Source organism: Streptomyces sp. NPDC001858, from assembly GCF_053594615.1.
On record NZ_JBSFEV010000003.1, the window covers coordinates 289,942 to 305,403 of the forward strand.

10 protein-coding genes and 1 pseudogene are annotated in these 15,462 nt (G+C 70.5%); 9 read left to right on the forward strand and 2 right to left on the reverse strand.

Annotation, left to right across the window (positions count from 1 at the left end; genetic code table 11):
- The first annotated feature begins 2 nt into the window (after positions 1–2).
- The 8 genes and pseudogenes from ACWCPF_RS05995 (at position 3) to ACWCPF_RS06030 (ending at position 8,506) form a co-directional block, all read left to right on the forward strand.
- Entirely contained in the window at positions 3–890 is an 888-nt protein-coding gene (locus ACWCPF_RS05995; RefSeq protein WP_451043724.1) for a carbohydrate ABC transporter permease, read from the forward strand.
- Positions 887–1,864, forward strand: a complete 978-nt coding sequence (locus ACWCPF_RS06000) for a carbohydrate ABC transporter permease (RefSeq protein ID WP_451043725.1) — start codon at positions 887–889, stop codon at positions 1,862–1,864. The genes ACWCPF_RS05995 and ACWCPF_RS06000 overlap by 4 nt, the downstream gene beginning before the upstream one ends.
- A gap of 59 nt (positions 1,865–1,923) precedes the next feature.
- Positions 1,924–4,092, forward strand: a complete 2,169-nt coding sequence (locus ACWCPF_RS06005; RefSeq protein WP_451043726.1) for a beta-galactosidase — start codon at positions 1,924–1,926, stop codon at positions 4,090–4,092.
- 110 nt (positions 4,093–4,202) lie between these two features.
- A complete protein-coding gene (locus ACWCPF_RS06010; RefSeq protein ID WP_451043727.1) occupies positions 4,203–5,441 on the forward strand; it encodes an MFS transporter in 1,239 nt (412 codons plus the stop codon).
- Positions 5,442–5,601: 160 nt separating this feature from the next.
- Positions 5,602–5,769: pseudogene (locus ACWCPF_RS06015) on the forward strand (helix-turn-helix domain-containing protein); the annotation flags it as partial.
- Between the two features lie 108 nt (positions 5,770–5,877).
- A complete protein-coding gene (locus ACWCPF_RS06020) occupies positions 5,878–6,207 on the forward strand; it encodes a CU044_2847 family protein (RefSeq protein ID WP_451043728.1) in 330 nt (109 codons plus the stop codon).
- 102 nt (positions 6,208–6,309) lie between these two features.
- Positions 6,310–6,489, forward strand: a complete 180-nt coding sequence (locus tag ACWCPF_RS06025) for a hypothetical protein (protein ID WP_451043729.1) — start codon at positions 6,310–6,312, stop codon at positions 6,487–6,489.
- Positions 6,490–6,640: 151 nt separating this feature from the next.
- Entirely contained in the window at positions 6,641–8,506 is a 1,866-nt protein-coding gene (locus ACWCPF_RS06030; RefSeq protein ID WP_451043730.1) for an aKG-HExxH-type peptide beta-hydroxylase, read from the forward strand.
- Between the two features lie 13 nt (positions 8,507–8,519).
- On the opposite strand, the gene fxsT is transcribed toward ACWCPF_RS06030, so the two are convergent.
- Positions 8,520–12,956 carry an FxSxx-COOH system tetratricopeptide repeat protein gene (gene fxsT, locus ACWCPF_RS06035; RefSeq protein WP_451043731.1) on the reverse strand — a complete coding sequence of 1,479 codons (4,437 nt, stop codon included), beginning with the start codon at positions 12,954–12,956 and terminating at the stop codon, positions 8,520–8,522.
- The gene (locus ACWCPF_RS06040) at positions 12,956–14,068 is read right to left on the reverse strand and encodes an AAA family ATPase (RefSeq protein WP_451043732.1); all 1,113 of its coding nucleotides are present in this window, start codon (positions 14,066–14,068) and stop codon (positions 12,956–12,958) included. The genes fxsT and ACWCPF_RS06040 overlap by 1 nt, the downstream gene beginning before the upstream one ends.
- A 182-nt stretch (positions 14,069–14,250) precedes the next feature.
- Between ACWCPF_RS06040 and ACWCPF_RS06045 the strand changes: the two genes are divergently transcribed.
- On the forward strand, positions 14,251–15,459 hold the full coding sequence (locus ACWCPF_RS06045; RefSeq protein WP_451043733.1) for an RNA-guided endonuclease InsQ/TnpB family protein: 1,209 nt from the start codon (positions 14,251–14,253) through the stop codon (positions 15,457–15,459).
- The last annotated feature ends 3 nt before the right edge of the window (positions 15,460–15,462 follow it).

A 15,462-nucleotide genomic window follows, 5' to 3' on the forward strand; every position in this document is an offset into this window, starting at 1 on the left:
CGATGGCCACCACCCCGGCCCGCCGCGGTCACGGCACGGCGGGCGCCCTGTTCATCGCCCCGTTCATGGCGCTGTTCCTGCTGCTCTTCCTCGCCCCGCTCGGCTACGCCGCCTACCTGAGCCTCTTCCAGGAGCGGCTGATCGGCGGCTCGACCTTCGTCGGCCTGGACAACTACGTGACGGCCCTGAAGGACCCGCTCCTGCTCAAGGGCATCGGCCGCGTAGCGCTGTTCTTCGTCGTCCAGGTCCCCGTGATGCTGCTGCTGGCCCTGTTCTTCGCCCTCGCGCTGGACAGCGGTCTGCTGCGGCTCGCCCGGGTGATCAGGCTCGGCATCTTCGTCCCGTACGCCGTCCCGAGCGTGATCGCCGCCCTCATGTGGGGCTACCTCTACGGTCCCGACTTCGGCCCCTTCGCCCAGATCAGCCGCGATCTGGGCCTGCCGGCCCCGCACTTCCTCAGCGAGGGCTGGATGCTCGGCAGCCTCGCGAACATCGTGACCTGGGAGTTCGTCGGCTACAACATGATCATCCTGTACGCCGCCCTGCGCACCATCCCCGGCGAGCTCTACGAGGCGGCGGCCATGGACGGCGCCGGGGCCTGGCGGATCGCCTGGTCCATCAAACTCCCCGCCCTGCGCCCGGCGTTGACCCTCACCCTGCTGTTCTCGGTGATCGGCAGCTTCCAGCTCTTCAACGAACCCAACCTGTTGATGAAGGTCGCACCCGACGTCATCGACAGCTCCTACACCGCCAACCTCTACGCCTACTCCGTCGCCTTCATCAGCCAGCAGACCAACTACGCGGCCACGGTGTCCTTCATCCTCGGACTCGTCATCGTGATCGTGTCGTACGCCTTCCTGCTCACGGCCAACCGCAGGAGGACCTCATGACCTCCCCCAAGTTCTCGACTTCGCTCGAACAGGGGGGACCCCCATCGCCCCCCGCGGCCACCACCCCCGCGACGGCGAAGCGCCTTCCCGCCGAGGCCCGGACCCGCCGCCGGCCGTCGTCGGCCGACCGGCGCAGCACCCCGCTCACGATCGCCATGCTGGCCGTCCTGGCGTACTTCCTGCTGCCGCTGTGCTGGCTGCTCATCGCCTCCACCAAGAGCACCCAGGACCTGTTCAACAGCTTCGGCCTGTGGTTCTCGGACGCCCCGCAGCTGCTGTCGAACATCAAGGCCACCTTCACCCAGGACGACGGCGTCTTCGGCCGCTGGATGCTCAACACCGTCCTGTACGCCGGCGTCAGCGCGGTCGGCGCCGCGCTGCTCGCGGCGGCGGCCGGTTACGGGTTCGCCAAGTACCGCTTCCGCGGTCACGGCACCGCCTTCAACCTGGTCCTGGGCGCGATCATGATCCCGACCACCGCGCTGGCGATCCCGACCTATCTGCTCTTCGCCAAGGTGGAGCTGGTCAACACGCCCTGGGCCGTCATCCTGCCCTCCCTCATCAGCCCGTTCGGCCTCTACCTCATGCGGATCTACGCCGAGGACGCCGTCCCCGACAGCCTCATCGAGGCCGCCCGCATGGACGGCGCGGGAGAGTTCCGGATCTTTTGCACGATCGCGCTGCGGCTCCTCGCCCCCGGTCTGGTGACCGTCGTGCTGTTCACGCTCGTCGCCACCTGGAACAACTACTTCCTGCCGCTGATCATGCTCAACGACCCGAATCTGTACCCGATCACGGTCGGGCTCTCCTCCTGGGCCGCTCAGGCCCAGAACGGCGGCGCGGGCGCCAGCAGCGACATGCTCGCCCTCGTCGTGACCGGCTCCCTGCTCTCGATCCTCCCGCTCGTCCTGGCCTTCCTGCTGCTCCAGCGGTACTGGCAGAGCGGCCTGGCCACGGGCGGCGTGAAGCAGTAACTCCCGCTCCTCGACTCCCCGTTGCTCCCCTCGACTCCCTTGTCTATGGAGGTTTGTCCATGGCGGATCTGCCCGCCCGCGTTCTGTTCGGCGCTGCCTACTACCACGAGTACCAGCCCGCGTACGGCCCCGACGTACGGCCCGAGGAGCAGCTGAAGACCGACCTCGACCTGATGGCCGACGCCCGCTTCACCGTGATCCGGGTCGGCGAGTCGGTCTGGTCGACCTGGGAGCCGGACAACGGCCGCTTCGAACTCGACTGGCTGCAGCCGGTGTTGGACGGCGCGCACGAACGCGGCATCTCCGTCATCCTCGGTACCCCGACCTATGCCGTACCGCCGTGGCTGGCCCGCCAGTACCCGGAGATCACCGGCGAGCGGCGCACCGGTGAGCGCATCGGCTGGGGCGCGCGGCAGGAGGTCGACTTCACCCACCCCGGGTTCCGCTTCCACGCCGAGCGCGTGATCCGCAAGGTCGTCGCCCGGTACGCCGACCACCCGGCGGTCATCGGCTTCCAGGTCGACAACGAACCGGGCCTGGAGCTCTTCCACAACCACGGCGTCTTCCAGCGCTTCGTCGACCACCTGCGCGGCAAGTACGGCGACGTCGAGACCCTCAACCGCGAATGGGGCCTGGTCTACTGGTCCCACCGTCTGTCCACCTGGGCCGATCTGTGGACGCCCGACGGCAATGTCCAGCCCCAGTACGACGTCGCCTGGCGGGAGTTCCAGGCCCGTCAGTGCACCGAGTTCATCGGCTGGCAGGCCGACCTCGTCCGCGAGTACGCGCGTCCCGGGCAGTTCGTCACCACCTGCATCTCGTACACCCGCCCCGCCGTGGAGGACGACGAACTCACCGACCGCCTCGACATCGCCACCGGCAACCCGTACTACGCCATGCAGGACGGCCTCCTGCTGCCCGACCCCACCCCCGACGAGCACGAGCAGCGCTGGCTGACGACCGGTCTGTGGGCGCTCTACCAGACCGCCGACTGGATGTTCTCCTCACGCCAGGAGCCCTTCCTGGTCACCGAGACCAACGCGTCGTCCATCGGCTACCCCTGGGACAACCGCCCCGCCTACGACGGCCAGTGGCGCCAGGCCGCCTGGGCGCTCGTCGGCCGCGGGGCCCGCATGATCGAGTACTGGCAGTGGCAGACCCTGCGCTTCGGCGCGGAGACCTACTGGGGCGGCGTCCTGCCGCACAGCGGCCGACCGGGCCGCACCTACGCCGAACTGGCCGCCCTGGGAGCGGAGTTCGAGACGGCCGGACCGCTCGTCGCCGGTCTCGAACCGGACGCCGACATCACCGTCGTCTACTCCACCCCCAGCAAGTGGCTGATGCAGAAGTACCCCCCGCTCGCCACCCCCGACGGCGAACCGGACCCGGCCGCCTACCACCGCATCCTCGACCCCTTCTACCGCGGCGCCTTCGACGCCGGCCGGCAGGTCCGCATCGTCCACGCCCGCCAGCTGCACGACCCGCGCGGGGAGCGGGAGGGGCTGGCGCCCCAGGAGGCCGTCCGCCGCCACCCGGTCCTCGTCGTCCCCGCCCTCTACCTCGCCGACGACACCACGCTCGACTGGCTCGCCGCCTACGCCGAAGCCGGCGGCCACCTGGTCCTCGGCCCGCGCACCGGCTACGCCGACCACGAGGCACGGGCCCGGCACGAGACGGCCCCCGCCCGCCTCACCGACGCCGCGGGCGTGTCGTACGACGAGTTCAGCAACCTCGCCGACGCCGTCCCGGTCCGCGCCGTGCCCGGCAGCCCCCTCCTGCTGCCGGACACCGCGACGGCGACCCACTGGGCCGACGGCCTGACGGTCGCCGACGCCGACGTCCTCGCCGCGTACGACCACCCGCACTTCGGCCGCTGGCCCGCCGTCACCACCCGCCGCCACGGCGAGGGCCGCGTCACGTACGTCGGCACCGTGCCCGGCCGCGATCTCGCGCGCGCCCTGGCCGAGTGGCTGGCGCCGGCCGCCCGCAGCGGCTGGGGCGACCTGCCGGCCTCCGTCACGGCGACGACCGGCACGGCCCCTGACGGACGCCGGGTGCACATCGTCCACAACTGGAGCTGGGAGCCCGCTCGCGTGGCGGCGCCGGCCGACCTCTCGGACGCCCTGGACGGCACGCCCCTCCCCGCAGGCACGGCGCTGGACCTCGGCCCGTGGGACCTACGCGTATTCGTGGCCCCGAAGGCAGCTGTTGCGAATGCTTCGCAATAGCTTATAGATTGCAATAGTGCGGGGTGCCGTAAGCCTGACAGCGTCCGTTCCATGGGCGGCGCCCCGCACACAATGCCTCTGCCGCCCGCCTGCGACGTGGGAGTCCCGCCATGCCCCGCCTGATTCCGGACACCGGACCGCAGCGCGTCCTCGCGGCCTCCAACTTCGTCTACACCGTCGGCAGCGGCCTCTATCTGACCGCCGGGGTGCTGTATTTCACCGAGGCGGTGCACCTTCCGGCGGACCAGGTGGGGCTCGGGCTCGGCATCGCCGGACTGGTCGCACTCGCCCTCGGCGTCGCGGTCGGTCATCTGGCGGACCGGCAGGGAGCACGCGGTGTCTACGCGGCCACCCTCGCCGTCCAGGCGCTGGCCACGGCGGGCTTCGTGCTGGTGGACGGCTTCTGGCCGTTCGTGCTGGCCGTCGGCGCGGCTGCCGGGGCGAAGGCGGCCGGAACAGCCGCCCGCTCCCCGCTCATCCGGCACTACGGAGGAGACCGGCCGCAGGAGTTCCGGGCCTATCTCCGCGCGGTGACCAACGTCGGGATCTCCCTCGGCGCTCTGGGCGCGGGCTGGGTCGTCCAGGTGGGCACCCTCACGGCCTATCAGCTCATGGCCGTCGGCAACGCGATCGCCTTCGTGGTCTCCGCGGCGCTCCTGATCCTGCTCCCCCCGGTCGCACCGGTGCCGGCCGCCGGCGGCCCCCGCTGGATCGCCCTGCGAGACCGCCCCTACCTGCTGCTCACCGTCCTCGACGGCGTCATGGCCGTTCAGTTCAAGGTGCTCACCGTCGCCATCCCGCTCTGGCTGGTCGGCGCCACCACAGCCCCGCACTGGCTCATCTCGGGCACCATGCTCACCGGCACGGTCATCGTCGTCGCCTTCCAGCTGCGCGCCAGCCGCGACATCGATTCCCCCGCGGCCGGCGGCCGCGCCTACCGCCGGGCCGGAGTCGCCTTCCTCATCGCCTGCTCGCTGATCTCCCTGTCCGCGGGCATCCCCGCATGGGCCGCCGCGACGCTGCTCATCGTCGCCGTGGTGATCCACACGGTCGGCGAACTCTGGCACGCCGCCGCCGGCTTCGAGGTGTCCTTCGCCCTCGCCCCGAAGCACGCCACCGGCCAGTACCTGGGCGTGTTCGGCCTGGGCGCCGGACTGGCCGAGGCTCTGGGGCCGGGTCTGCTCATCGCGCTGTGCATCAACTGGGGCCGCCCCGGCTGGTACGTCGTCGGAGCCATGTTCGCCCTCACCGGCCTGGCCGCACCGCCGGCCGTCCGCTGGGCCCAACGCCCCCGGCACACCGACCGGACCCGGCCTGACGCCATGGAGAAGGCGCACACCCTGCGGTAGCCGCCGCGCTGAACGCTCCGCTGGAAGTGCGGCGAGGTGCCATCTCGTTCTGCTGCGGCGCCGTCGTGGCTGGTCGCGCAGTTCCCCGCGCCCCTTCGGGGGCGCTGCCCTTCTTCTCCAGGCCGAGACCGTAGCGGTTCGGGTTGCCGCTCTCCTCCGCGAGGTGTTGGCCCAGGGCCCCTCCCACGCCGCCATCGCCGCCCGGATGTTCGTCAGCGAGAAGACCGTCAGCAAGCACAGCCGCAACATCTTCACCAAGCTCGGACTCGAACCGTCCGAGGACGACAACCGCCGGATCCTGGCGGTACTCGCCTACCTCGAAGGCTGAGGCGGACGGACCACGGCGAAGCGGTGCGCACCATGGCGGATCCTCGTCGGCGCGCCCTATTCTGCTGTGGTTCGGACCGATTCAGCGGGCTGGAACGAAGTGGGCATCGTGGCATATGTGATCGAGGTTCCGGTCGACGGCGGCGAATCCATTCGGGTCGAGGTGGCGGAGGACACCGACGGCATCGTCCGGGTCGCACGGCCCGGGGACGTCGCGGCAGTCGCCCAGGAGAGCCTTCAGCGGTCCCTCGACAGGATCCGTCCCGTCGCCGCCGCGGTGTGGGAGAAACTGCGGGATCTGCCGCAGACCCCGGACCGGGTGAGCGTCGAATTCGGCATCAAGTTGTCGGCGGAAGCGGGAGTGATCGTCGCCCGCGGAGCGACGGAGGCCAACTTCGTGGTGACGCTGGAGTGGAGCCGTGACCCCGGGGACGAATGACCTCGGCCACGAGGACAGGGTCCCCTTCCCTCGTTGTCCGTACGCGGGCATCATGAGAGTGACGGTCTGTCAAAGACCGCACCGGACAGGGGGTTTGGTCGGATGAATCGCCCGGAGCACCAGCACCACATCGCGACAGAACTGGTGAACGTGGCTGATCTTTCCCTGGACGAGCTGATGCTGTGCCCTTCGGGAGATCTTGATCGGTCGGTGCGGCGCATTCTTCGTCAGGTGGATCTGCCGGAGCCGTTGATAGCGTCACAGACGGCGCCGCCGTGCTGAGCGGCTCGCCCCGGCGGGTCGGTGAGGGGCCACCGCGCAGGCGGGAGGCCGGTAGTTGAGGGGGGAGAAGGGGCCTGAATTACGGCTTGCTTTCTCTTCGCGTGAGACGCGGCCGACTCGGCAGGATTCCTTTGCCGTGCACCGTCTGCCGATGAGCGCAATCGCCCAACTCTCGGCAGGGGGCGGTGATCTCGAAACCGTCGGCCTGCTCCGTGACGGGCAGCGAAGCAAGCGCCTCGTGGTGCTCCGCATGGTCTTCGAAGCCGTCACGGCGGATCCCGCCGTGATGGGATCTCTCCCGTCCGTGAGTTCCGCCTGGAAGCTGCTCGGCCGGGTCCAGTACGAGAGCGCGAGTGCATTTGACGCGGTATTCATGCACCCCTCGACCGGCGTATGGGCCGCCCACGTTCTCCGGCGCATGCGAGGCGTCACGTCCAGCGACGTTCCCTTGTGGGTGGAGGTCGGCTACCTGCATACGCTGGCGGCCGCCGCCGCCATGCGGGCCGGTGTCGAGTTCTCCGCCCAGGTGCCGGTGCGGGACGGCGCCCTGGTTCATTTCCCCTCGCTCGGCACGGTCGTGCTTCCGCACAGCAGTGGCGGGGAGGAAGCGCAGCCCCACGTCGCCACGGTGCGGCGGGCCGGCCGAGGAGCCGGCAGCACGGCGGTCATCACCCCGAAAGGGGCGTGCGTGCTGTTGCCGGACCGCCTGGAATCGGCCGCGCCCAACTGGCGTCCGCTCCCCGGCGTCGGAGCCGCCGTGGGTCGGCACGCCCTGCGGCTCTCGCTGGACGACGTCGACCCCTACGGGTCCTTCGAATCAACGCTGGAACCCGCGGCCTTGAACACCCAGAGCCGGATTCGGTGGCAGATCCTGGTCGAACAGGCATGGGAAACCCTGGTCGACAACCATGCCGAGACCGCCGACAGCCTCGCGGACGCGATGTGCACCCTCGTCCCGCTGCCGCCCGCCACCAGGACGGAGCCGTACAGCGCCACGTCGCCCGAGTCGTTCGGCGCCGCGATGATGGCACTGCCGATGACCGCCACGTCTCTCGCCGTCTGCCTGGTCCACGAGTTCCAGCACATCAAACTGGGCGCGCTCCTGGACCTGGTCACGCTGACGAGGGAGGAACTCGGCAGCGTCCATTACGCGCCCTGGCGCGGTGACCCCCGCCCGGTCTACGGGCTGCTGCAGGGCGCGTACGCGCATCTCGGCATCGTCGCCTTCTGGCGCCGCCACCGGCTGACGGCCTCCGACGAAGAGGCCCTCTGGGCCGAGTTCGGCTACGCGCTGTGGCGTCACGGCACCCTGGCCGTCCTGGACGACCTGCTGGCATCGGGCGAGTTGACGGACCTGGGCGCTTCCTTCGTGTCCACCATGCGGTCGGTCATGGCGCCGTGGTGCGAGGAGCCTCTCTCACCTCTCGCGGAGTCCGACGCGGGCCTGGTCGCCGCCGATCATCGCGGTATGTGGCGGCTGCGGAACAGCGAACCGTCCCCGTCCGGTGTCCGGCGGCTGGTGGAACGCTGGCACAGCGGTCTGGAGCCGGAAGGTTTCTGCGCCGGAGAATCCGTCGTACGCGCCGATGTGCTGCCCCGGGAACCGGCTGTCCGGTCCCAGCTGGTGAAACTCAGGTGGGAGGATCCCCGGAGATTCGACTGGCTGCGCCGCAATCCCGACTCGGTCGGTGCGACCTCCGCCGACATCGCCCTTGCGGACGGCGACTTCGGCGCGGCGCTGCGCGGCTATGCGCACGAGGTGGCGAGTCGGCCCGAGGCGTCGAGTCCCTGGGTGGGCCTCGGACTGGCGGCCAAGGCCACGGGACGCCCCCGGGCCGCGACCGCCTTGCTGGAACGGCCGGAGCTGGTGCGAGCCGTCCATCTGCGACTGGCTGACGACGCCGCGACACCTGATCCGCTCGCGGTGGCCGAGTACGTGGGTCTTCAGCACGAGAGGGAGCACGAGAGGGAGAGGGAGGCGGCGGTCGTGGTCTCACCGCCGCCTCGGCTCGCGTAGCGCTCCGTCGGATTCAGATGACGTACACCTCGGCATCGCAGTTGGCCCGGTCGCCTCGCGACGCGGCCGCGGTGGCCGGGTGCTCCTGCCCGAGCGCCTGACGCAGGGCGCTCAGCGTGCCGGCGTACAGCGACTCCGCCCGCTTCGCCCGGCCCAGGACCCGGAGATCGGCCGAGAGATTGAGCGCACAGGCCAAGGTGGTCGGGTGCAGCTCGCCCAACTCCTGCGTGGTGCGCCGAAGGGTCTCCTCGTCCAGCTCGGCCGCGGCCTGGGCGTCTCCCAGGGTGAAGAGATCACTGGCCAGGTTGATGGCCACGGACAAGGTGTAGGGGTGGTTCGGGCCCACGGTGGCCATGAGGCCGTCATGAGCCTGCCGGTTCAGGATCAGCGCCTGCTCGGTCTGTTCCTTGCGGCGGAGCGAGACCGCCAGGTTCGTCATGACTCCGAAGGTGAAGGGGTGCCCCTCGCCGAGGCTCCGCTTGAACTGGTCCAGTGTCCTCTCGCCCAGTTCGACGGACTCGTCCAGGCGGTCCGCCTGGCGCAGCGCGATCACCAGACTCGACGCCGCGCACTGGGTGTTGATGTGGCGTTCGCCGTTGCGGCGCAGGTTGCGCTCCCACGACTCCAGGCAGGCCGCGTGTCCGCCCTCGTGGTCTCCCGCCTTGCGGCGCGCCTCGCCCAGATGGCGCAGCGCCATCAGGGTGGCCGGGGTCTCGCTGCCCGCCAGGCGTTCGAAGCGGATCGAGTTGTTCTCCTGCATCTCGCAGGCGCCCACGTAGTCGCCGCACTCCCGGAGATCGACCGCGAGCAGGCTGACGAGCATCATGGTGAGCAGTCCGTCCTCGCCGAGGACGTCGACCGCGAGCTGGAGACTGACCGCGTCGAGGTCGCGGGCGGCGGTGAACTCGCCGGTGAGGCGCAGCGCCGTCCCGTAGTCCACGGCCGCTGCGATGGCCTGCGGATCACGCTCGCCGAACGAGCGCACGGCCTGTTCGTAGGTCTCCTTGTTGAGCTTGGCGGAGGACGCGAAGTCCCCGGCGGCGCGCAGGTCGACGGCGACGGCGCGGGCCGCGAGCAGTGTGTCCTCGTGGGTGTCGCCGACCGTCCTGCGGCGGCGCTCCAGACTGTCCTCGTTGAGCTGTGCGGCCTCGGAGTACAGGCTGAGCGCCCGTAGGGCGTGGGCGCAGTAGCGTGCCACGCTCAGCGTCTGGGGGTCGTCGGGGCCGATGTTGGCCCGCCAGGTCTCCAGCGCCTCCTGGGCGAGTTCCAGACAGGCGTCGTGGTCGCCCCAGGCGAAGAGGTAGGTGACGGTGTTGACGATGAGATTGCGTACCCAGTGGTTCTCGCACTCGACCGCGCGCGACGCCCGGATATGGGGCAACAGCTCGGCGTAGCGGGGCCAGTTGGAGGTCACTCCCGGCTCGCCCGGGTCGCCGCCCGCGAGCAGCAGATGGGCCGCCTCGCGCATCGACGCCTGCTCCGCGGGAGTCATCTGGTCGATGAGCACCGCTTGGACGAGCCGGTGCAGCTGGATGCTGTTGGTGCGGTGGTCGATGCGCGCCAGCGCGTACCGGTTGACCTCGCGCAGCGCCTGGCCGAGGCGGATCGGGTCGCTGAGCACCTCGCCGAGCAGCCCGGGCAGGTTGGCGTTGCGGCCCGCCATGAAGAGGCTGCGGGAGACCGGCTCGGGCGCGAAATAGGAGCAGACCTGGAGGAGTTGGAGGGCGCTGGGGTTGGTGTCCCGCAGGCGGTCGAGGGAGACGTTCCAGGCCGCCGCGACCGGCAATTGATAGTCCATCGGCGGGGCGAGTTCCAACAGCTCGGCGCGACGGTTCACGAACTCTTCCCTTTTTCCTTCGAAGAGTTCGAGGTATTCCTCGGCCGGCATTCCGGTCTCGGTGAGCCAGACGGCGGCCTGTTCGATGGCGAGCGGAAGGTCGCCGAGCGCTTCGGACAGTCGATTCGCGTTGTGGTCGGTGAGCTCCGGGCCCCGGCGTCGCAAAAGCTCGACACTCTCCGCGCGTGCGAAAACATCCACCTCGATGGTCCGTGCCATGTTGACCCATTGTCCGTTTCGGGAAGTGACGAGAATCCGGCCGGTGCCGCCCTGTGGGAAGAAGGATGTGACCGTTTCCGGGCTTTCAGCATTGTCGAACACCAGGAGCCAATTGCGATAAGGCTCGCCCAGTCGGAGGGCTTCCAGAACGGCTGGAACGGCGGTGTTGGCTTCGACGCTGGTGGGCAGTCGCAGGCGTTGTGCCAGGTCCACGAAGGCGGCACGGATTTGGGCAGGTTGTTCAGCGGGTATCCACCAAACGATGTCATAGTCCGAACTATGGCGATAGGAGTATTCAATGGCAATCTGGGATTTGCCGACGCCGCCCATGCCGTGCAGTGCTTCGGGTAAAATCGCCGTAGTGCCCTGAGTGAGCCGTGCATGCAGGTCCTGGAGAGCGTCCACCCGTCCGGTGAAGTTCACATTCCGGGGTGGCACATTCCCCCAAACGGGTGGGGGACTGCCCACTTTGCGCCGTTCGGCGATCGCCCGCTCCACCGGCCCCAGAGGTCGTACGTTTGCATCGCTCATAGAACCTGGCTCTCCTCTGTCCGCCGCTGCCTGTCCTTCGGGCCTCGGTGTCATGTGTTCGGGAACGGCCGATAATTGCTGGTGTGTGACCGTTTTTGAACAAGAGTCGGGCACAGGTCCGTCCGGCATGGATGACCCGCCAAATTCTAGGGGATCAACGCCGTTGTCCTGTGCCGAAAAACGCTCGACCCTCGCGCTCAATCGGTCCGCCCAAGGCCGATAGGGCCCGGACAACGAACGCAGGGTGCGGATGAACGGGGCGAGGTCGCCGCTCGACTCCCTCGGTATCTCCACCGTCCGCTCCGCCCAGGGCGCCGTGAGCACGTGGGCGAGGTCCCGCAGCTCGGGGACCGACACCGCCAGCCGGACGATGACGTGCAGCATCACCTCCGCGGTGGCGGTCCGCCCGCTGGTGGCGAGGAGCTCCTCGGCCACCCCCGGCACGAAGGAGTACCGGTGTGCGGTCGCCGCGAACGGGTCGACGGCCCGGCCGTCCTCCGTGACGAGCAGTCCCGAGGTGAGGACCTCGGCCATATGGGCGGGACGCGAGCCCGGCTGGGTGAGCTGCTGGACCGTCTCCATCACGGCGAGCTCCAACGGCGCCACCGCGAGATGCTGGGCCAGCCGGAAGGCGGTGGGGGAGGCCCCGGCGCGGAACTCGAGGACGCGTTCGGCCGGCGTCGGCGGCCGGGCCGGGTCGAACTCCCGGTCCGGCTCGGGATCGCCGCCGTGCGCACCGGACTGCACGGACAGCACCCGCGCGCCCGGCCAGTCGCCGCCGTCGCCCATGAGCAGCTGCGCCCAGCGCGCCAGCCGCTCCGGAGCCAGCTCGACGACGGGCACGGCCGAGGCGAGGGGAGCGCCGCCCGCACCGCTGACGCTCGCCGTGCAGTGCGGGCCGCAGGGCAGCGGCCCGGTGGCCCGGATGCGGGCGGGGTCGGTGGCGATCCAGGTGCGGTGCCAGGAGCGCTGAGGGAGCAGCTGGGCGACCACGACGGGCACATGTTCACCCCAGTGGGTGATGAGCCGTTGGGCGGCTCCGGTGCGCCAGGCGGCGCCCGCGCCGTCGGTGAGCACCACGACGGCCCGCCGCCGGGGCGGCAGCGTGGGGGCCGACAGGCCGAACTCGGGGCCGGCCGGGCCGGGTCCGTACAGCCGCAGCTCCTCGTCCGGCTCCCGGTCCGTGCCGAGCAGCCGGATGCTGAGCGTGCGGAAGGCGCCCAGGCCGCTCAGCAGCCGGGCGAACTCGCGCACGCTGTGCCGCCAGGCGGCCATCGACACCCCGGCGTCCACGACGAGCACCAGATCCAGCCAGCGGTCCCGGGCCGGCCGGTACCGGGGCAGCCGGGGCTCCGCCTCCACGAGGGCCTCGGCGGTCCGCTCCTCGTCCAGCTCCCGCCCGTGCGCGGAGGCGACCGTACGGCGGAAGGGGCGCAGCGCCCGTTCCAGCAGCCGCCGGTTCTCCAGACCGGGGACGGAGGTCCATACGGCCGCCACCGCGTCGACGGCCGGGGACCGGGAGGACTGGGCCGGGTCGACGAAAGAGGCCGGCATGGCCGGCGCCCGGGGCATCGGCTCCGGCCCCGGCGGTGACGGCCGCCGGGGCTCGGCCGACGGCTCGCCCTCCCGGTCCGCCGCGGGCGCCGGAGCGGGGCGCGGCGACTCGGCGGATCGCGGCGACTCGGCGGGGCGCGCCGCACCCCGTCGGCGTCGCCGCAGGGCGGAGGGCCCGCCGTCCCGGGGGCGGGTGCGCTGGGCCAGGCACATGGCGAGCCACAGCCCGTCGGAGAGCTCGTACGGCGTCAGCTCCGCGCTTCCCAGCGGACGGGGCGCCGGCGGCGAAGGCCGGGGGGCGGCAGCCATCACGGCCTCGTCGTGTCGAGGCTGCGCCACAGCGAGTCGACGAGCCGCTCCCAGTGCTCGTCGCCTTCGAACCGGTCGGACGTCGCCAGATGTACGCTGTTCAACAACTGGTCGGCGGACATTCCGCCCTCGCGCGCGCTGCGGGCGACGAAGAGCCGGACGAGCTCCTGCCCGCGGGCGCCGGCCCGTTGGCCGAAGCGCGCCGCCACCATCGCGGCGAGCTGGTCGATGTCCGGCGGCGGCAGTTCGAGGCGCAGGCACCTGCGCAAAAGCGCCGGCGGGAACTCCTTCTCCCCGTTCGACGTGATGAGGATCAGCGGAAACGCGCGGCAGCGCACACGGCCGCCCGCGATCCGGGCCGACGCGCCCGGGTCGGCGGTCAGCACCTCGGCCTCCGGCTCGCGGGAGGCGATGCGGACCAGTTCGGGGATGTCGAACTCGCCCTCCTCGATGATGTTGAGGAGGTCGTTCGGCAGGTCTATGTCGCTCTTGTCCAGCTCGTCGATGAGCAGGATCCGGGGCAGCCGGTACGGCAGCAGCGCCGTGCCCAGCGGGCCCAGCCTGATGTAGTCACCGATCCGGGTCCGGCCGTCGGCGGGCCCCGGTGCCGCCTCCGTCGCCGCGCGGTAGGCGGCGGCGTCCTGCGCCCGCCCTATGGCGTCGTACTCGTAGAGCCCCGATTTGAGCGTCGTACGCGTCGTGACCGGCCAGCGCAGGACGCGGCCCAGGCGTAACTCGCGTGCCACGCGGTAGGCGAGGCTCGACTTGCCGGTGCCGGGACGGCCCGTGATCAGCAAGGGCCGACGCAAATACAGGGCCGCGTTCACCATGTCCGCCTCGTCGACGTCGACGGGCCGGCGCGGATCGCCGTCGCGCAGCGGCGGCCCGATGCGACGGGTCGTCTCCGCCTCGTCCTTCGCCGGGCGCGGCTGCAGCGGGCCGCCGTCGAACGTGCGCCAGGGCGGCGGGCCCATGAGCAGATCGTCGAGATCACGGGCGGCCAGAGTGCGCCCGTCGCCGTGGTACACCCACCACGGCGCGGGGTTCTGGGGACGAGGGTCCTGCCCGGTGTCCGGAGCGGACCCGCCGTCGGCGGGCCGGCCGTCGCTCATCGAGGCTCCTTCGTGGATACCCCGGCCTTCAGGCCGGTGTGGGGGTGCCTCCCGCTTGCGGGGGAGAAACGAAGCCCCTGCGGAGCAGGGAAGGGAAAGGTTGATCGCCGCCAGGGCAGTTCGCCGTATGCGACCACCGACCGACCCCCGCCACTCACACGGAAGCCGATATTGTGTGAGGCGTGATGCAGCAGGTCAAGCGGGCGTTCAAGTACCGCTTTTACCCCACGGACGAGCAGGCGGCGGAGCTGTCGCGCACGTTCGGCTGCGTCCGCCTGGTGTACAACAAGGCGCTGGAGGAGCGCACTCGTGCTTGGTACGGCGAGCAGCGCCGGATCTCCTACGTGCAGTCGTCCGCCGCGCTGACGGAGTGGAAGAAGACCGAGGAGCTGGCCTTCCTGACGGAGGTGTCCTCGGTGCCGCTCCAGCAGGCGCTCCGCCACCTTCAGAGCGCGTTCGGGAGCTTCTTCGCCAGGCGTGCGAAGTACCCGCGCTACAAGAGCCGGAAGAAGTCCCGCGCGTCGGCGGAGTACACGCGCAGTGCCTTCAAGTGGCGTGACGGGCAGCTGACTCTGGCCAAGATGGCGGAGCCGCTGGACATCCGTTGGTCGCGTCCCCTCCCGCAGGGGGCGGAGCCCACGACGGTGACCGTGTCCCGCGACAGCGCCGGACGCTGGTTCGTGTCGATGCTGTGCGATGACCGCATCGCCCCGGCTTCGTCCACGGCGAACGCGGTCGGCATCGACGCGGGCATCACCTCCCTGGTGACCCTGTCCACCGGGGAGAAGATCGCCAACCCCCGGCACGAGCGCCGCGACCGCGCACGCCTTGTTCGGGCGCAGCGGGAGCTGTCCCGCAAGGCCAAGGGCTCCGACAACCGGGCCAAGGCCTGTGTGAAGGCCGCCCGCATCCATGCCCGGATCGCCGACCGGCGCCGGGACTTCCTGCACAAACTGTCGACTCGGCTCGTCCGTGAGAACCAAACGGTCGTGATCGAGGACCTCACCGTCCGCAACCTGCTGAAGAACGGCAAGCTCGCGCGCGCCGTCTCCGACGCGGCCTGGACGGAACTGCGCTCCATGCTGGAGTACAAGTGCGCGTGGTACGGGCGTGAACTCGTCGTGATCGACCGCTGGTTCCCGTCCAGCAAGCTGTGCGGGAACTGCGGCACGGTCCGGGAGAAGCTGCCGTTGAACGTCCGCGAGTGGACGTGCGACTGCGGCACCGTGCATGACCGCGACGTGAACGCGGCACGCAACATCCTGGCCGCCGGGCTGGCGGCGTCTGCCTGTGGAGACGGTGTAAGACCTCAACGGGAGTCCTCCCGGACGGGGCGGTCGTCGGTGAAGCAGGAACCCCAGCGGGCGACCGCTGGAATCCACCGCCTCTAGGCG